Genomic DNA, 18,009 nt, shown 5'->3' with positions numbered 1-18,009 from the left:
TTCTTTTATTTTGACAGTAAAGTCGTTTATTTGTTGACTATTTTTTTAAATTTGCTTGCACTTCAGAGTGAACTTTGGTTGGAAGACCCCATAATTTGATGAATCCAATTGCAGCATCCTGATCAAAGGTATCAGCCGATGTATAAGTAGCAAGATTTTCATTATATAAACTGTTATCCGATTTACGACCTTCAACAATCGCATGTCCCTTAAACAATTTGACACGAACCACACCGTTCACATATTGTTGAGTCGATTTAAGAAAAGCAATCAAGGCATCTGTCAGTGGATTAAACCATAAGCCATCATAAATCACTTGACTTAGCTGATGTTCAATCATTGGTTTAAAATGTGCTAACTCACGAACAAAGGTCAAATCCTCTAACTCCTTATGAGCGGTTAGCAACGTAATGGCAGCGGGGCATTCGTATACTTCACGTGACTTGATGCCAACTAGACGATTTTCAACGTGGTCGATTCTCCCAATCCCATGTTTTCCAGCTAATTTGTTTAAATGTAAAATTAGGGTAGCAAGAGCCATATTTTCCCCATCAATTGCGGTTGGAACACCTTGCTCAAAGGTAATCTCAATAATATCCGCTTTCTCAGGCGCTTCCTCTAGGCTCACCGTTAAGTCGTAGGCACCTTCTGGAGGAGTTGCCCAAGGATTTTCGAGAATACCACATTCATTGGCGCGTCCCCAAAGATTTTGATCAATTGAATAAGGATTATCTAAATCAATCGGTACTGGAATGTTTTTTTCTTTGGCATAGTTAATTTCTTCTTCACGTGACCATTTCCATTCGCGGACTGGCGCAATAACTTTTAGTTCGGGAGCAAGAGCAGCAATCGCCACTTCAAAACGGACTTGGTCATTTCCTTTACCAGTACATCCATGGGCAATGGTTGTTGCGCCAACTTTATGTGCGACCTCTACTAATTTTTTTGAAATGAGGGGACGGGATAAGGCAGATACTAGCGGATATTTTCCTTCATAAAAAGTATGTGCTTGCAAAGAAATTAGCGCAAAATCTTGTGCAAACTCTTCTTTGGCATCAATTGTATAAGATTCTGTTGCACCAACTTGTAATGCTTTCTCTTTTACAAACTCTAGATTTTTTCCTTCCCCGACGTCTAAACAACATGCAATTACCTCGTAGCCACTCTCTTTTAACCATTGGATAGCAACTGATGTGTCTAGTCCACCTGAATAGGCGAGTACAACCTTTTCTTTTTCCATGTAAACATTTCTCCTTAGAATTTTATTTGATATTAGTGTAGCACTAGTTGGTTTTTTTTACAATATTTTAATGGATTTTTATTCATAAAATATTTAATTTGAGTTTTAATATACATTTATACAATGCTTTTATCGTTAATATGCATGATGTAATGCATATTATTTTTTTGCGGTAAATTAGAATAATATATAGTAATCATTTTTTTAAATGTGTAATTGTGGTAGAATTAGGAGTATGAACGTACTATGAAGGGAAATGATTGTATGGATAATTTTTCGGAAAGTAGAAAAAATTTTCGTTTTCCTGCATTTGATGATAATGTAGGCGTCAAATTGCCAAAAAAACATCATCGTGTATTATTTCAAGATGAAGTAAGTAAAGTCGAGCAAGAGGCTGTCACGGCTACCAAGACTTCAGTTATGTCCGCTACAGCAATAAATGAAACTGCAAAAATACGAAATAAAAATCATTTAATAAATTATGGATCCAAAATTGAAGGCTCGCCTCAGACCAAACGGAAATCAGCGATAACTGCTCAGAAAAAGCTCCATGCGACACCTGCTGTTTCTGGACAGAACCAAGCTGAGTATCAGCCGCTTGTAGCCAAGAAAGCACAGACTAAAGAAAAGCGAGAGGCTTTAGGAAGTAATTACTCAGATAGAGGATATTTCGTACCAAAGCATATCCCAGCTTCGATGATTTCTGAACAAAAAGCGAACCGACCCGTTTCAAAACAAGCACTTTTGGAATCTATGAAAACAGCGAAGCATTCCTATTTACTATTTGATACGACCGAGTCAAGCGCTTATGGAGAAAAAAATAAACCCAATACTTTAAATGAAATTCCAGTAACTAGGAAACAATTTAAAAAAATAAAAAAAGACCCTATGCTTTCTCCTAAAGAAAATTTTGCCGATACATTGCCGCAAACCAGAACCGAAATCAAACAAGCATTGCTAAATGCAAAGAATGGTACGGCTTATGGTAAAAAACAAAAAAAACAGGTGAAAGAAACACCGCAAAAACGTCATCGTTTGGAAAAATCCTTGGCAGGGATTATGGAAGAGAATGCTTCCAGTCAAGCAAACAAATATTTTGATTAAAGCTTTTAAAACGTGGTATTCTTATCGTGCGTTAAGAGCAAAGTAAAAAAGTTGAATATACAAAGAGAAGAGGATTCCATTGGAAGAGTTGAAAAATACAACATATCATTTTGTCGGAATAAAAGGTTCGGGAATGAGTTCACTTGCATTAGTTTTACATGAAAAAGGTTTCAAAGTTCAAGGATCTGATATTGATCAGTATTGTTTTACACAACGAGATTTGGAGTTAGCTCAAATCCCGATATTTTCTTTTGGTAAAGAAAATATCCACGAGGGACTGACCATTATTGCAGGAAATGCTTTCCCTGATACACATGAAGAAATCCACGAAGCACTTAAGCAAGGCTTACCGGTTATTCGTTATCATAAATTCATAGGCGATTTCATCAAAAACTATTGCAGTATTGCTGTGACCGGTTCTCACGGAAAAACTAGTACAACTGGCCTTTTAGCGCATGTTCTAAGTGGGATTAAACCAACTAGTTACTTGATTGGAGATGGAACAGGACATGGTGAACCTCAAGCGGAATTCTTTGCTTTTGAAGCCTGTGAGTATCGTCGCCATTTTCTTGCATATGCACCTGACTATGCTATCATGACGAATATTGATTTTGATCATCCTGATTATTTCAAGAGTATTGAGGATGTTTATGATGCATTCCAAAGCTTAGCGAATCAAGTCCAAAAAGGGATCTTTGCATATGGGGATGACCCTTATTTAAGAAAACTAAAAACCGATGTCCCTATTTACTATTACGGGATAAAAGAGACAGACGATTTCCAAGCTGTCAACATACAGCGGACAACTTTAGGATCGGAATTTGATGTCGTGCATCATGGAAAAATGATTGGTCATTTTTCTCTTCCAGTATTTGGCTTGCACAATATTTTCAACTCGTTAAGCGTGATTGCAGTCAGTTATATGGAAAAATTAGACATGGAACTGGTTAATGAAGAGATGCAATCTTTTGGTGGAGTAAAACGTAGATTCAGTGAAAAAAAAGTCAGTGACATGATTATTGTTGATGATTATGCTCATCATCCTGCTGAAATCAAGGCAACGATTGATGGTGCAAGACAAAAGTATCCTACAAAGGAAATTATCGCAGTCTTTCAACCACATACGTTCACTCGGACGATTGCTTTACTAGATGAATTTGCAGAAGCGCTAAACTTAGCAGATGTCGTTTATTTATGTGATATTTTTGGTTCAGCTCGGGAGACTAAAGGAAATGTTAAGATTGAAGATTTAGGTGACAAGATTGAAAAAGGAGGTCAAGTGGTGAGGGAAGAAAACATGTCCCCACTTTTAGACTATCATGATGCAGTTGTAATCTTTATGGGCGCAGGAGATGTTCAAAAGTTTGAACGCTCTTACGAAACACTTTTAAGTACAACTAAGAAAAATAAAATGTAAGCATAAACTTAGGGTGTGGGACAAAAATCAAATCTGTTTTTGCTCCGCACCCGAATTCTTGTTTTGTGACAGAAAGAACAGTTTCCTTTCTTGTGCTCAGGCCGGAGTTGGTGCTAGGACTTAAGATGTAGTTTTTTTAAAACGCTTTTCTTTTAAAAAGCTATTTGGTAAAATGAAACTATCTATATAGGAGGTGGCTTGTATCAATATGTTTGGGAAGCCGAGAAAAATAGGAAAAACAATCGACGAAATAGAAGAAGGCGAATCGCTGCGCTTAACAGAGTCCATGGAAGATAGTCAATTATTAATTTATTTAGGACTTACTAATGATGCAAACCCATTGTATATCCAACATGACTACGCAGAAACAACCGAATATAACCACCCAATTATCCCTTCAGTTATGCTGATGGGTGTTGTCACAAGTACCACTTCAAAACATTTGCCAGGACCAGGTTCACATGTTGTTAATTTTTCGATTAACTTTATTGAACCGGTGTATCATTACGAAACGGTCACTTTTGATTTTGAAGTCGTAAAATTAGATAAATTAAAAGAGATTGTTACTTTATCTGTTTCGGCAGTGAATGAAAAAGATGAGCGAGTATTAGATGCGATGGTGATGGTTAAAACACCTAAAAATGTAGATGTAGAAAAAAATGAGGAGTTGAGCGAATGAATCAACAACAAAATGTCGTATCCACAAATAGTCTGCAAAGTTTCTTTGGAAAGGTCTATGGCTATCTAGGCTTAGGAATTGGAATTAGTGCAATTGCTTCCTACTTAATCATGAGTGTTTTCCCAAAAGTTATGTATACTCTTATTGCAAATCCATTGTTATTTATCTTGATGTGGGTTGCGGAGCTAGGGTTGGTCGTTTATCTTTCAAGTAAGGCAATGGAAAATCCTAGTTTGGCCTTTGGCGGATTTATGGTGTATTCCATTTTAAATGGTGTCATGCTTAGTGTGACACTAACAGGATACAGTATTGGAAATATTAACGCAGCGTTTGCGTCGGCGGCCGTGACATATGGGGTGATGGCTGTTTTTGGAACAGTTACCAAAAAAAATCTATCAGGTATTGGACATGCGGCTATCAGTGCATTAGTTGGTGTGATTATCGCGTCATTACTAAATGTCTTTTTATTAAAAAGCAGTCCAGTAGATTTCTTGATTTCATTATTGATGGTAGTCATATTTGCAGGTCTTACTGCATATGATCATCAAAAAATAAAACAATACTATTTAGAGTTCGGAAATTCAGAAAAAGCAAGCGGAATTGCTGTATTTTGTGCGTTACAATTATATTTAGATTTTATCAACTTGTTCCTTGCGTTTTTAAGAATTTTTGGCAACAAAAACTAAGCACTACAATTTAGCGAGAAACTAGAGAGAAACCGGAAAATCAGAAAGTTGATTTTCCGGTTTTTTTAAATTAAGTAAGTGATAAAACTTAGAAATACTCATTAAATGGATACATTTCCTTTCGCAATATACGCTTTTTTTTGTTAGAATAAAAAAGAATAGAAAAGAACGGAGAAAATAGATGAAAAAAAATAAATTATTATTAATAGATGGAAATAGTGTCGCCTTTCGTGCTTTCTTTGCCCTACACAATTCTTTAGAACGTTTTAAAAATAAGAATGGCTTGCATACAAATGCGATATATGCCTTTCATACAATGATTGAAAATGTATTAGCAAAGGAAAAGCCAAGTCATGTATTAGTTGCATTTGATGCGGGAAAGACAACCTTTCGTCATGCCTTCTACCAAGAATATAAGGCGGGAAGATCAAAAACACCTAGTGAGTTTAAAGAACAAATGCCTTATATACGTGACTTAATTGAGGCATTAGGTATGAAACATTATGAATTAGCTAATTACGAAGCAGATGATATCATTGGAACATTAGCAAACAAGGCGGACAAAGAAAAGTTTGATGTGGTTGTATTGTCAGGTGATCGGGATTTGACACAGCTTGCAACAAGCAACGTGAAAGTGGATGTTACCGTGAAAGGTGTTAGTGAGATTGAAGAATACACACCAGAACATATCCTTGAAAAATATGGGCTTGAGCCACTTCAAATTATTGATATGAAAGGTCTTGCAGGAGATGCATCTGATAATATTCCAGGTGTGACAAAAATTGGTGAAAAAACAGCAATCAAGTTATTGAAAGAGTATCAAACTGTTGAAGAGGTTTATGAAAATGTCGACTCTTTCAAAAAAAGTAAGATGAAAGAAAACCTAATTAATGAACAAGAGATTGCATTATTAAGCAAAAAATTAGCAACAATTGATATTGATGCTCCAGTTGAAATAGAAGTTGATTCATTAGGCTACCAAGGAAAAAATTTAGAAAAATTAATTCCATTTTATAAAGAAATGGATTTCAAAACCTTTTTAAATAAACTCGCTCCTGAAAAGATAGCGGAAAAAAGTGAACCACTCGAAGAAATGACGTACAAAATTGTTGAAAAGACAACGTTGGACATGTTTGAAACGGGTATGAGTTTGCAAGTAGAAATGCTAACAGATAATTATCATACGGCTAAAATTGAAGGAATCGCATGGGGAAATAACCAGACAAAATATGTAGCTTCTATTGAAGATATGGCAGAAGATGAACTCTTCAAGAAATGGATTGAGGATGAAAACCAAAGTAAACGAGTATATGATGCCAAGAAAGTTCAGGTAGCTTTAAAGCGTTATGGTTTGGATATTCAAGGAATTGTATTTGATGTACTACTCGCAGCCTATTTACTTGATACTAATAACAATAATCAAGATATAGCAGATGTTGCCAGTCATTTTGACTATCATCAAGTTGATTCCGATGAGCTAGTTTACGGTAAAGGGGCCAAAAAGGGCTTGCCAGAGGATGTTGCTTTATTTCATGTGCACATGGCTAGAAAAATCGCTGCAATTCAAACGATATCCCCAAAAATGCAAGAATTACTAGAAGAAAAAAATCAGTATCCTTTATTCCAAGATATGGAATTGCCCATTGCTAAGATTCTTGGTGAGATGGAAATAGAAGGAATCAAAGTGAACGCTCAAACGCTTCAAGAAATGCGCCAAGAATTTGCGGTAATTCTACAAAATATTGAAGAAAAGATTTATGCTGAAGCTGGTGAGAAATTTAATCTAAATTCTCCAAAACAGCTTGGAGTGATTCTTTTTGAAAAGATGCAATTACCTGTAATCAAAAAAACAAAAACTGGTTATTCAACTGCGGTTGATGTATTAGAACAATTAAAGGATCAAGCACCTATTGTTGAGGATATCTTGCATTATCGTCAAATTATGAAAATCCAATCTACTTATGTAGAAGGATTATTAAAAGTAATTCACCCAACAGATGGTAAAATCCATACACGTTATGTGCAAACTTTGACACAAACAGGAAGACTAAGTTCTGTTGATCCTAACTTGCAAAACATCCCTATTCGCTTGGAAGAAGGGCGGAAAATTCGTAAAGCCTTTGTTCCGAGAAAAGAAGGCTGGCAGATTTTTTCTTCAGACTATTCGCAGATTGAATTACGTGTTCTTGCACATATATCAGACGACGAGCATCTAAAGCAAGCTTTTTTGGACGATGAGGATATTCATGCAAGTACAGCAATGCGTGTGTTTGGAGCAAAAAGCAAAGAAGAAGTTACCCCAAATATGCGCAGACAAGCCAAAGCAGTTAATTTTGGAGTGGTTTATGGGATTAGTGATTACGGGCTTTCACAAAACTTAGGGATCTCAAGAAAAGAAGCCCAGGCTTTTATTGATACTTATTTTGAAAAGTACCCTGGAGTTCAAAAATATATGGAAGAGGTAGTACGTGAAGCAAAAGATAAAGGATACGTAGAAACGTTATATCATCGTCGTCGTTATTTACCAGATATTAATGCTAGAAACTATAATATTCGTTCTTTTGCAGAGCGAACAGCTATCAACACACCTATTCAAGGAAGTGCGGCTGATATCTTGAAAATAGCGATGATTAAAATGAGTGAGCGGTTGAAAAAAGAAAAATTAGAAGCAACGATGCTCTTGCAAGTACATGATGAGCTTGTATTTGAAGCACCAGAATCTGAAATTTCTCGTTTAGAAATCATCGTACCAGAAGTAATGGAACAGGCAGTTGCGTTACATGTGCCATTAAAGGTAGATAGTAGCTTTGGCCGTACTTGGTATGAAGCAAAGTAAAATTGAGTATGGGGTGAGAAGATGCCGGAATTACCAGAGGTAGAAGCAGTAAAAGTTGGGCTCAATCAATTGGTCAAAGGGAAAAAAATCATGAAAGTTGAGGTTTTATGGCCTAGAATTATAGAAAGTCCTGATTTTGAAGCTTTTCAGTCTGATTTGATTGGAGAGGAAATTGAACAGGTTTCAAGAAGAGGAAAATATTTGATCTTTCATTTCACTCATTGGGATCTGATTTCTCATTTGCGAATGGAAGGAAAATATGAATTTCATCAACAGAGTACACCTTGTCTTAAGCATACACATGTTGTTTTCTATTTTGAAGACGGTAGTGAATTATGCTATTTGGATGTACGAAAATTTGGTCGGATGGTTTTGGTCCCAAAAGAAACAGCTCAATACTATAAAGGAATCGCCAAATTAGGTCCTGAACCAGTGCAAGATTCATTTAAAAAAGCCCAGTTTAAAAAGCAACTAAAAAAGCACAGTAAGGCAATTAAGCCTGTTCTTTTGGATCAAACACTAGTGACTGGTCTAGGAAATATCTACGTCGACGAGGCACTCTTTCTGGCCAAAATCCATCCAGAAAGACCTGCCAATAGTCTTTCTGAAAAAGAAGTTGCGGGGTTACACGCAGCAATTATCAAGGTTCTCTTTGAAGCAGTAGCAGCGGGGGGAACAACTGTTAGAAGTTATTTAAATGCACTAGGGGAGGCTGGGAATTTCCAGCAACAGCTAAAAGCATATGGAAAAGAAGGGCAGCCTTGTGTTCGGTGTGGAACAGCGATTAAGAAAATAAAAGTTGCTCAAAGAGGGACACATTTTTGCCCAAAGTGTCAAAAGTTTCCTAAAGTCTAATACGAAGGATGAAGAAAATGACAGTTGTCTTAGGGATAACAGGAGGAATTGCAACTGGCAAGTCAACCGTAAGTGAAATTTTTCAATCCCATAATATTCCAGTAATTGATGCAGACCAGATTGCCAGAGAAATCATGATGCCAAACAGTTTAGCTTTGAATCAAATAAAAAAAGTGTTTGGGTCCGAGGTTTTTTGTTCGAATGGAGAGTTAGATCGACAAAAGTTAGGTCAGATCATCTTTTATTCGCAAGAGAAAAGACAGCAATTAAATCACATTACCGGTCCGCTTATTCGTAAAATTATATTAAGCCGAAGAGAAGAATACTTAAAAGAAAAAGTACCAGTACTTGTTTTAGATATACCCTTGTTATATGAATCTAATTATCTAGCGTACGTTGATCTTACTCTAGTAGTCTATGTTCCCAAAGAACTTCAGTTAAAAAGACTTATGGAAAGAGATGGCATCACTAAAGAAGAAGCGATGCGGAAAATCACTAGTCAAATGCCGATTGAAAAGAAAAAAGAGCTTGCAGATATTGTGGTTAATAATGAGTACGATAAAGCAGAATTAGTCCGAAGGGTCGAAACAATTATTAGTAAACTATTGCAGAAATAAAACACAGGTGATAACGTGTGTTTTATTTTTTTGATTAAAATACACCTTTATTTGAAAAAATCTATTGAAATTGTTTGGAATGTCGTGTATTATAAACGGTAGTTAAATGATGTGGCGGTTACAATGAGTTTAGTAGAAAAGGAGCTATGTGATGGCAATATACGGATATATTCGCAAAAACTATCCCATTGGAACTTTAAAGCAATTAAAAAAAATTATGGAATTTCAGTGTGATGAAATTTTCATAGAAGAAAAAATACTTAAAGAAGAGCAAGAGCTAAATCGGCTACTTGCAAAGATTAAAGAGGAAGACCAACTAATCGTCTATGACTTACGTGTATTTGGCAAAAAGCTTAAGAAGTTTGAACGATTTATTGAAATTTTAGAAAGCAATAAAGTTCGTTTAAGGAGCATTTCTGAATCGTTAGATACAAAAAACAATCCTTTTTTTTACGGAAATGTTCGACTAGTGATCGAAATGGAGCATTTTCATACAGTCTACCAAACAAGAAAGGGAATTAAAGATGCAAGACTCCAGGGCGTTGTTGGGGGCAGACCGAGGATTAGCCCACAAAAAGTCAAAAAAATTAGGACACTATATGAAAAAGATTTACCACTTAGAAAAATTGCAGAGGTATGCGAAGTATCACTTGGAACGGTTCACAAATATGTGCAAATTATTAATCAATAAATAAAATAAAAGAGTGAGGTTACATTTATGTTTGGCAAAAAAAAGGCAAAAGAGGACTATTATGATGATTATGAAGAGTACAAGGAAGAGGATGCATATTATGATGCGGAGGATATTGAAGAATTAGAGCGAGAAGTCATTCAATTAAGAAAAAAACTAGAGGATGAAAAAGAGAAAACGAAAAATCTACTGGATGAAAAAGAAACACTTGAATTACAATATGCTTCAATGAAAGCTTTACCAAGGCATTATCAAAAATTAGAAGAGGAAAAGCAAGATTTGGAAGATACAATCCATAAGCATAAAAAAAATATTAAAGCTATGGAAGAAAAACTAGAAAAGACAATTGAAGAGAAAAATATTCAGCTAAGACAGGTTAAAAAAGAGTTGACGATCAAGCAAGAGGAAGTCAGTAAACTGACTTCTCAATTATTAGATCAGTCTTCAAGAATGACATTAGAGGAAGAGAAAATAAAAGAAGATGAGATTCAAGAACTAAGGTACCAATTACAAGAAGCACAAAGACAGTTGTCCATCGCAAAAGAAAAAATTCATGCTAATTCAATAGAAAATTCGAGAGTATCAAAAGAAACAATAGCAGACGTGATGATTGACGCAAAAGAAAAAGCACGACAGATTATTGATCAAGCCAATTATGAGTCTATGAGATTAACCAAAGAAGCTCAGACTGAAATTATGGATATCAAAAAACAAGCTGCAAACTTTAGTCAAAAAATTCAGCAGTCAAAAGAAGAAAATGATTATTTATATCGGGAATGGTTAGAGAAGCTAGAGCGAATTCGTCATTTAGAATAATGGGGGAGCAAAAATGAATAAGTTTAAAAAAAGAGTACATCTAGGAATAAGCAGTATGCTTGCATTTGGTTGTGTCACAACAGGAGGAATATCGGTTCAAGCGGATACTGCAGATATCATAGAGGAATGTTCGGGAAAAAGCGTAGATTTGGAAACAAGCTCACTACCTGTAGAGGACTCTTCTATGGATGAGTCAACAACCGAATCACTGGACTTGGAGCAAGAGGAGCCAAAAGAACCAACTAGCAATTCAACAACGCAAGAAGAACCAAAGAACCAACAGCAGACAGAAATAACAACCGAATTTAACAACAAAAACGAGCCAAAAGAGACTAGTAATCTTGTCAAAAAGCAAACAAAAAATGCAAAAGAAGAAAAGAAAAAGGAACAGGTAGGCAAAACGCCAGAACTACTAAATGAAGCAGAACCAAAATTTGACTATAAAGAGAATATAAACACAAGTCGCTTTGTCAAAAAAATAGGACAAGAGGCGAGAAAAATCGCCAAAAATTATAATCTTTATGCCTCAGTGATGATTGCCCAAGCAATACTTGAGAGTGCATCTGGCACTAGCAAGTTAGCACAAGAACCATCCTTTAATTTATTTGGAATTAAAGGAAGTTTTCAAGGGAAAAGTATATTAATGATGACGTCGGAGGACGATGGCAAAGGAAATTTATTTTCAATAAAAGCAGCTTTTCGTTCCTATCCGTCCTACAAAGAGTCAATGGAAGATTACGCAAAAGTTCTAACAGGAGGAAAGTCGTTTCAAAATACTATTTATAAAGGTGTTTGGAAAAGCAATACAACAAGTTATAAAGATGCAACAAAATATTTGACTGGCCGATATGCTACAGATACTTATTACGACAAGAAAATAAATGGGCTGATTAAAGCGTACCAACTTGAAGAGTATGACAAGGAAAATGAATCAGTAAAAAGTGAACAGAAGAGAACGGTTCATATTGTGGCTTTGGGAGAAACATTGGAAAGTATTTCAATGGACTATAGCGTTCCAATTGACGAGTTAAAAAGACTAAATGGTTTAACTTCATCGTTGATTTATGTTGGGCAGGAGCTTTTAATTAAGGAGGAATCTCAAAAATTAGCGCAATCCCCCAAAAATAATGAAGAAACGGTTAAGCAGGCCACCTACAAAATCAGAGCTTCTAAAAAAATCAGTAACTCTTACGTAGATGTCACGCTTAGTTCGAGTTTGATGAATATAGCAAAACAAACAGGGGCATCGGTCAAACAACTTTATCGTTTAAATGATGTCAATAAAATCCTGACTAGTGGCCAAACTGTTCGAACCACCGCTTCTTTAACTTCAAATTTTCCATCTTAAAAAGTCAAACAGGAGAAAAAAATGAAAGTAGAATTGTTAACACAGCCGGTATTGTCTGCGGATAATGTTACAACTTTTTTCAAGCGAGATTTAAGCAAGACTATTATTGAAAGAAGTAAAAAAATACTGAAAGAGAAAAGGATCTATTCGGAGGAAAAAGCCAACGAAATTAGGCGAACCTTGCCGTTATTATTACCTACCTTGTCTTTGTGTCATTATTTAGTCATTGAATTGGAAGAAGATTATCAGTTGAATGGAAATGAATTTTTACAAGAATTTCAACGTTATTATCCCCAAATTGTCTGGGTAAGTGCAAGTTATGAAAAACAAAGATATGAGCTTGTTTTCGTTCCGATGGTTATTAAAGAGGAAGGCTTTCCTTTAGGTTTTTCATTACAAGAAAGCTTGACGCAACAAAGCGTAGAATCAGATAGTGCGGTAATAGAGTGGGAAAAGGAAATTCAATATACGATTCAAAAGTATGTGTATTTAGCAGAGAAAATTAGCGAAACATCGAACAAACAACAAATAGATTCAGCTAGCCAGAATCTATTTGTTGAAAAAGAAAAAGTTTATGCCAATAAAACAGGAAAAAAGCAAAAGAAATTTCGGTTAAATGTTTCTCGTAGCGCCCAACTAACTGACCAAGTCAGACACCTGCAACAAGAAAATAGCTCGTTAAAAAAAGAGTTAGAGCAGATTGAAGACATTAACAAAGAGGGAAATAAGCTAGAGTTAAAAGATAAAAAATATTTTGAGCAAGCCTTAAAACAAGCAATTGATACAAAAGAAAGAATGCGTTTATCCAAAGAAAAACTTGAGTATGAGATTACTAGACTCGAAAAAAAAGTGATGGACGGTGGCTTGGACCTTTTAGAAGATTTGCCCTATGTTGATCGCAAAGAAAATTGGTATAAGTTGAAAAAAATCCCATTGCAAGAATATGATCAACTTTATCAAAAATCCAAATATCTGGAGTACACATGGAAAGTAAATCAGCAACTAAATGGAACAACAGAGCGGATGGTTTTTGAAGACGAAAAAGTAATTTATGAAAGAGAGCGTGTTAAAAAAATAAAAGAATCAGCGAAAGATATCGAGTTGTTTGTAATGATGGATGAGTGCCAGAAGATTAACGAAAGAGTAAAGATTAAGAAAAAAACATTTTGGCGTAAGCCCGTTGCCAAAATTTTAACCGGTGATTATGAAAATCTAATTGAAAAAGCAGCTTATTTTGACATTTTACAAAGTGAAAATTCTTTTCTCGAAAAAATGATTGAAGAAAAGAAAGTAAAAGTAATTAATTGAAAAAATAGCAGGAAACAAACAATGCAAAAGGAGAACGTTAATCTATGGTTAAGGAATCTGATAGAGATAGAATAAAAAAGATGCGTGTAAAAAAGAACATAGTTCTCTCTCAAACTTCTCCTCCGAAACAGCCTATAAGAGAACAGATAAAAGTTGTAAAAAAAAAGAATGTTAGAAGTATTCAAAAAAGAAAAACACAACAGGAGCATCTGAGCTATCCAAATAAACCATACAAATCTAGTCAGCTTAAGAAAGAAAAGCAACGTCAGCCAAGACATACTAATAAAAAAATAATGAAAAGAGAGCATGCAAGACCTCAGACACCACAGCAAAAGTCAGCTTTTTTGCATGTTTTAGGCTTAGTACTTAATTTATTTTATTACATTTTCGTAATAGGGTTGATTATTGGATCCACCATGTTTGCTTATAGTGGAAATGATAAGAAATCAATGTTTGGTTACCGTTATTACAATGTACTAACAAATTCGATGGTTCCAACCAAAGAAACGGTTAAGAAAGGAGGTGGTTTTAGAGCTGGAGACATTGTGATTGTCAAGATGGTAGATGGGGAAACCTCTCAAAAAGATGATATTGTAGTGTACCCAATCGGTGATGGTAAGCGAAATCTTACGCATAGGGTTGTAAAAACAATGTCAGAATTGAACGGGAAGAAAGGAAAGTATTTAGTAACAAGAGGGGATGCTAATAATGCAGATGATCCTCCTTTTGAGGCGAAACGCGTAATTGGTAAAGTTGTTTTTTCTATCCCACAAGCAGGGGCAATTGTAGCGTTTGTTAGAGGTCATTTTTGGACATGTCTAATTTTTATTGCTTCATTGCTAGGTTTTTTCTTAGTTATGCGACATTACTTTTTTGAGGAAGATGTAAAATCTAATAAGTGATATATACTTCGATTTAGAAGTTTATATATATAAAATAAGGAGGCTTTTACACGATGAAAATGAACAATAAAAAGAAAAAGGTTTTAGGATTGGGAGCAGCTTTTGGAGTGGTTGCAGCTCTATCTGGGACATTTGCTTGGATTACGTATGGGGATCAAAGAGTCAATAGAGTATCTGCTTCTCAGCTTGCGGATGGTAGTGTACAATTAGTCGAAAATTGGACACCCCCAACAAACTGGATTCCAGGGACATCAACAACAAAAGAAGTTCAGGTAACAAATACTGGTGAGGCACCAGTACTTGTGCGTATTTCCTATGAAGAAGCACTAAAATCATTAGTCTCAAAAGGGAACTCTGAAGCAGTAGATACAGCTTACGGAGCAAAATCAACTCCGGCGTTAACCGATGCTGTACCAGTTAATTTTAATGCGGATTCTTATAAGAATAAAGCCGAATGGAAAGACATTACAGCTAAGGTTAAAGGATTTGGAGAAAATAGTAAGGTAAAAGTATTTGCAACTGGGAGTGTAACGTATGACCCAGCAACGTCTTCAAACAAAGTTTCTTTTGAATATGTAGCGTTTAATGAATATGAAACAGGAAAATACCAAAAGGTAACAGCGGATGTTTCGATAAAAGAAGATCCAGCAGTTGGATCAAGTGTTGAGAATTGGATATATAATGACGCAACAAATATCAAATATTACCAATATTCTGGTGGTTATCAATACACACTTAAAAATTGGGCAGGTAATAAAGATTTACTTGGTACAGCTGGAGTTCGCTATGGTGTGAACTTTGATTACACGAAAGAAGGAACAGGAGTTGACACAACAAGTTTAGCAGCTACTCCAGGACAGGCACCAACAACACCTAATACACTTGGAAATGTCTTAGCTGACACTGAGGCACTGGGATCTTCTTCTATCAAAATCAAATATGCTTCTGTCACTGATAATGCTTCATTAACAGGAACAGGAACGCTCAAAAAATGGATTTACAATCCTGAGGACGGTTATTTCTATTATTTATCTAAAGTGAACTCGGGTGATACTACGGAACAAATTATGAGCAGCTTGAATTTTGATTCAGAAGCAGATGAAAAATACACCAATATGACTTATGATTTAATCGTTAAATCAGAAGCCATTCAAGCCGTAGGTGAAGCGTTAACTGATACTTCTGGTTGGGGCATGGGTAATGGTGAAACAACAACTAAAATTTTAACAGAACTAAATGCAGCAATCTCAAAATAAAAACTTTTTTTAGGAGGAACATCAGATGCACATAAAGGAAAAGATAAGGTTGAGTAAAATAATCAGTTCAATTATCGGTACTTTATTATGTTGTTGTTTTTTACCAACTTATACAAGTGCATCTGAATTACCTCCGGGTTTAGTCATAGGGGATAGTCAAGGGCTTTATGCAAATGATGATGGAGAATACTTTATTGATATCAAAAATATACTTCCTGGTGAAAAATATTCAAAAGAAATCACGCTAAGAAATACTGATGAAAAAGAGCCCTTTGAACTTGGAATTTTGGCTTCTGAACTTTCACAGTCTGGCTCAATAGATTATAAAAAATGTCTGACTCTAACCTTATTGTTGGATGATAAAAAAATTTATCATGGGAAAATCCTTGGAGAAGATAAGGATAATTGGACACAAAAAGCACTTACTTTAGGAAGTTTTTCTTACGGTATTGATAAAATTTTAAAAGTTATCATAAAAGTTGATTCAAGCCTAAGTAATGAAGATTTTAAAAAAGACTCTGAATTTAAGTTTAAGTGGGAGTTTGTTGCTACTAGAAATCAAAAGCCTATCGAACCCAAAGAAGAAGAACAACAAAAACCTAGCTTTTCTTTACCAAAAACGGGTGAAGAATGGAAAAATGCACTTTATAAGATTTGTGCGGGTTTGCTTATCTTATTAATTGTGTTGTTGCTATGGAAGCATAAGAAAAATCAAGAAAAAAAAGAAACAGAAGAGCGTAACAGTCATAATTAAAGGAGTTGTGAAAAATGATATGGCTTAGTAAAAAATTAACCAAGAATAAAATGAAGTTCATATTTTTTGTTCTAGCAATTCTTTACAGTGGCGTTATGGTTATTCGAGGAACTTATGCTTGGGTTACTTATGGAGATGAGCGGATTAATCGTTCGAACTCTGAAAATCTTTCTTTAAAGATTAAAGTACTTGGTGACTTGGACCCAGTAGTATTGTCTAGTCAGTATAAAACAGAAAAAAAAATTCAAGTAAGAAATGCCAATACATCACCAGCGGTAGTTCGTATTTCTTTAGAGGAGTTATTGCTTTCTTTTGAAATTGATACCATTGATCAATCTGGAAATGGTAATATTAAAAACTATTTTGATAGTGTGCCAAATGGGAGCATAGATTATCAAAAAGTTGAAAGTTGGAAAGTAAATGAATATTATCGAAATGCAGAACAAAAAGTTGTTTACAAAGGATTGCAAAAAGCTAATGATTTTTATCTACTAAACAATGAACAAAACCGTGATGAATTATTGTCCTGGATTCAGTTGAATTTTTCAAATGTTCGAACAACTTTGCCAAATGCTGCCCAATCAGAGAAAAATTATTGGTTGTATCAAGAAGAAACTGCAGGTGGGAAAAAAATTGGCTATTTTTATTACTCTGAAGTATTGTACAAAAATAAAGCTAGTTCTATTTTGTTAGACAATATTTCTATCAAAAAACTATTGCCTAATAAGATGAAGGGTTCTTTTTATACAGTCAATATCAATGCAGAAGCAAGTATGGCTGTAAAAGAAACTTTAACGATTTGGAATAAGCAACAGACTAGCCCAGTATATAAAATGCTCTCAGAAAAACTACTAGATGCGGAGGAGTGAAATGAAAAAGAAACTATCGTTACTTCTGCTTTTACTTTCGCTATTTATCATTTTTTTTAGTAGAAATTTAGAGGATACTGGTGCAATTTTAAAAGATACTGTCAAGCGCAATGGACTAGTTTCTCTTGGAAATCTTCAGGTTACGCTTCTTGATTTAGGGGATAAAGTGTCCGAGCTAGAAGTAAATAAAGATATTCCAAGAAGAATTAGCACTAAAAATAGTGGAGAAACTAATGAGTTTGTAAGATTGCTTGTTCATCCAGTTTTTCTAGATGCACAATCTATTACTGAATCTCTATCTCTTGAAGAAATAGCGGTGATTCATTCTGATTGGCTAAAAGGTGAAGATGGGTACTATTATTATTTGAAAAAATTGGAACCCAGTAAAGAAAGTACACCTATTTTTGAAAAGATTAATCTGCCATTACGATTGAAATATGGCGGTCTTAATTTAATCACAAAAGCAGAAGCCATTACCAGTGAGTCGGTTGCTTTTGTACAAGCATGGTGGCAGGGGAATACTCCGAATAACGAAACAACGCCGAATCTACGAAAAGTATATGAAAAACTAAATAGTGTAAACGACTGAATTTAAAGAATCATGGCGTGACTCTAAAATCAAGCGCCCGAA

The 18,009-nt window shown here is 35.1% G+C and carries 17 protein-coding genes; 16 read left to right on the top strand and 1 reads right to left on the bottom strand.

Annotated elements, in window-relative coordinates; all coding sequences use genetic code 11:
- Positions 1 to 37 precede the first annotated feature (37 nt).
- Positions 38 to 1,240, bottom strand: a complete 1,203-nt coding sequence (locus CBF30_RS03975) for an argininosuccinate synthase (RefSeq protein ID WP_126822982.1) — start codon at positions 1,238 to 1,240, stop codon at positions 38 to 40.
- A 246-nt stretch (positions 1,241 to 1,486) separates the two neighbouring features.
- On the opposite strand from CBF30_RS03975, the gene CBF30_RS03970 reads away from it, so the two are divergent.
- The 16 genes from CBF30_RS03970 to CBF30_RS03895 all read left to right on the top strand — a co-directional run bounded on the left by CBF30_RS03970 (position 1,487) and on the right by CBF30_RS03895 (position 17,967).
- Positions 1,487 to 2,344 carry a hypothetical protein gene (locus CBF30_RS03970; RefSeq protein ID WP_126822980.1) on the top strand — a complete coding sequence of 286 codons (858 nt, stop codon included), beginning with the start codon at positions 1,487 to 1,489 and terminating at the stop codon, positions 2,342 to 2,344.
- Between the two features lie 88 nt (positions 2,345 to 2,432).
- The gene (gene murC / locus CBF30_RS03965) at positions 2,433 to 3,761 is read left to right on the top strand and encodes a UDP-N-acetylmuramate--L-alanine ligase (RefSeq protein WP_390221176.1); all 1,329 of its coding nucleotides are present in this window, start codon (positions 2,433 to 2,435) and stop codon (positions 3,759 to 3,761) included.
- A gap of 208 nt (positions 3,762 to 3,969) precedes the next feature.
- Complete coding sequence (locus tag CBF30_RS03960) at positions 3,970 to 4,440, top strand: MaoC family dehydratase (RefSeq protein ID WP_390221089.1); 471 nt, start codon at positions 3,970 to 3,972, stop codon at positions 4,438 to 4,440.
- Positions 4,437 to 5,126 (top strand): Bax inhibitor-1/YccA family protein, encoded by a 690-nt coding sequence (locus CBF30_RS03955; protein WP_126822976.1) that lies wholly within the window; start codon positions 4,437 to 4,439, stop codon positions 5,124 to 5,126. Before CBF30_RS03960 ends, CBF30_RS03955 begins: the two co-directional genes overlap by 4 nt.
- A gap of 181 nt (positions 5,127 to 5,307) precedes the next feature.
- Complete coding sequence (polA, locus tag CBF30_RS03950) at positions 5,308 to 7,962, top strand: DNA polymerase I (RefSeq protein ID WP_126822974.1); 2,655 nt, start codon at positions 5,308 to 5,310, stop codon at positions 7,960 to 7,962.
- Positions 7,963 to 7,983: 21 nt separating this feature from the next.
- Positions 7,984 to 8,817: a DNA-formamidopyrimidine glycosylase gene (gene mutM / locus CBF30_RS03945; RefSeq protein WP_126822972.1), complete on the top strand. Its 834-nt coding sequence runs from the start codon at positions 7,984 to 7,986 to the stop codon at positions 8,815 to 8,817.
- A 17-nt stretch (positions 8,818 to 8,834) separates the two neighbouring features.
- Positions 8,835 to 9,434 (top strand): dephospho-CoA kinase, encoded by a 600-nt coding sequence (coaE, locus tag CBF30_RS03940; protein WP_126822970.1) that lies wholly within the window; start codon positions 8,835 to 8,837, stop codon positions 9,432 to 9,434.
- A gap of 151 nt (positions 9,435 to 9,585) precedes the next feature.
- Positions 9,586 to 10,125 (top strand): recombinase family protein, encoded by a 540-nt coding sequence (locus tag CBF30_RS03935; RefSeq protein WP_126822968.1) that lies wholly within the window; start codon positions 9,586 to 9,588, stop codon positions 10,123 to 10,125.
- Between the two features lie 27 nt (positions 10,126 to 10,152).
- The gene (locus tag CBF30_RS03930; RefSeq protein WP_126822966.1) at positions 10,153 to 10,941 is read left to right on the top strand and encodes a coiled-coil domain-containing protein; all 789 of its coding nucleotides are present in this window, start codon (positions 10,153 to 10,155) and stop codon (positions 10,939 to 10,941) included.
- Positions 10,942 to 10,954: 13 nt separating this feature from the next.
- Positions 10,955 to 12,289 (top strand): glucosaminidase domain-containing protein, encoded by a 1,335-nt coding sequence (locus CBF30_RS03925; RefSeq protein WP_126822964.1) that lies wholly within the window; start codon positions 10,955 to 10,957, stop codon positions 12,287 to 12,289.
- A 21-nt stretch (positions 12,290 to 12,310) separates the two neighbouring features.
- Positions 12,311 to 13,597, top strand: a complete 1,287-nt coding sequence (locus tag CBF30_RS03920; protein ID WP_126822962.1) for a hypothetical protein — start codon at positions 12,311 to 12,313, stop codon at positions 13,595 to 13,597.
- Between the two features lie 44 nt (positions 13,598 to 13,641).
- On the top strand, positions 13,642 to 14,499 hold the full coding sequence (locus CBF30_RS03915; RefSeq protein WP_126822960.1) for a signal peptidase I: 858 nt from the start codon (positions 13,642 to 13,644) through the stop codon (positions 14,497 to 14,499).
- Between the two features lie 53 nt (positions 14,500 to 14,552).
- A complete protein-coding gene (locus CBF30_RS03910; protein WP_126822958.1) occupies positions 14,553 to 15,755 on the top strand; it encodes a hypothetical protein in 1,203 nt (400 codons plus the stop codon).
- Between the two features lie 25 nt (positions 15,756 to 15,780).
- Positions 15,781 to 16,509: an LPXTG cell wall anchor domain-containing protein gene (locus tag CBF30_RS03905; RefSeq protein ID WP_126822956.1), complete on the top strand. Its 729-nt coding sequence runs from the start codon at positions 15,781 to 15,783 to the stop codon at positions 16,507 to 16,509.
- Positions 16,510 to 16,523: 14 nt separating this feature from the next.
- Positions 16,524 to 17,378, top strand: coding sequence for a hypothetical protein (locus CBF30_RS03900; RefSeq protein WP_126822954.1), 855 nt, complete (start codon positions 16,524 to 16,526; stop codon positions 17,376 to 17,378).
- A gap of 1 nt (position 17,379) precedes the next feature.
- A complete protein-coding gene (locus CBF30_RS03895; RefSeq protein WP_126822952.1) occupies positions 17,380 to 17,967 on the top strand; it encodes a hypothetical protein in 588 nt (195 codons plus the stop codon).
- The last annotated feature ends 42 nt before the right edge of the window (positions 17,968 to 18,009 follow it).

The organism is Vagococcus entomophilus, assembly GCF_003987595.1.
GTDB lineage: Bacteria > Bacillota > Bacilli > Lactobacillales > Vagococcaceae > Vagococcus_E > Vagococcus_E entomophilus.
Note: the sequence above shows the minus strand (reverse complement) of the source record. Positions and strands in the feature narration are given on the sequence as shown.

Coding starts and splice junctions, on each gene's coding strand:
- CBF30_RS03975 (WP_126822982.1), bottom strand. CDS start 1,240: ATGGAAAAAGAAAAGGTTGTACTCGCCTATTCAGGTGGACTAGACACA.
- CBF30_RS03970 (WP_126822980.1), top strand. CDS start 1,487: ATGAAGGGAAATGATTGTATGGATAATTTTTCGGAAAGTAGAAAAAAT.
- CBF30_RS03960 (WP_390221089.1), top strand. CDS start 3,970: ATGTTTGGGAAGCCGAGAAAAATAGGAAAAACAATCGACGAAATAGAA.
- CBF30_RS03955 (WP_126822976.1), top strand. CDS start 4,437: ATGAATCAACAACAAAATGTCGTATCCACAAATAGTCTGCAAAGTTTC.
- polA (WP_126822974.1), top strand. CDS start 5,308: ATGAAAAAAAATAAATTATTATTAATAGATGGAAATAGTGTCGCCTTT.
- mutM (WP_126822972.1), top strand. CDS start 7,984: ATGCCGGAATTACCAGAGGTAGAAGCAGTAAAAGTTGGGCTCAATCAA.
- coaE (WP_126822970.1), top strand. CDS start 8,835: ATGACAGTTGTCTTAGGGATAACAGGAGGAATTGCAACTGGCAAGTCA.
- CBF30_RS03935 (WP_126822968.1), top strand. CDS start 9,586: ATGGCAATATACGGATATATTCGCAAAAACTATCCCATTGGAACTTTA.
- CBF30_RS03930 (WP_126822966.1), top strand. CDS start 10,153: ATGTTTGGCAAAAAAAAGGCAAAAGAGGACTATTATGATGATTATGAA.
- CBF30_RS03925 (WP_126822964.1), top strand. CDS start 10,955: ATGAATAAGTTTAAAAAAAGAGTACATCTAGGAATAAGCAGTATGCTT.
- CBF30_RS03920 (WP_126822962.1), top strand. CDS start 12,311: ATGAAAGTAGAATTGTTAACACAGCCGGTATTGTCTGCGGATAATGTT.
- CBF30_RS03915 (WP_126822960.1), top strand. CDS start 13,642: ATGGTTAAGGAATCTGATAGAGATAGAATAAAAAAGATGCGTGTAAAA.
- CBF30_RS03910 (WP_126822958.1), top strand. CDS start 14,553: ATGAAAATGAACAATAAAAAGAAAAAGGTTTTAGGATTGGGAGCAGCT.
- CBF30_RS03905 (WP_126822956.1), top strand. CDS start 15,781: ATGCACATAAAGGAAAAGATAAGGTTGAGTAAAATAATCAGTTCAATT.
- CBF30_RS03900 (WP_126822954.1), top strand. CDS start 16,524: ATGATATGGCTTAGTAAAAAATTAACCAAGAATAAAATGAAGTTCATA.
- CBF30_RS03895 (WP_126822952.1), top strand. CDS start 17,380: ATGAAAAAGAAACTATCGTTACTTCTGCTTTTACTTTCGCTATTTATC.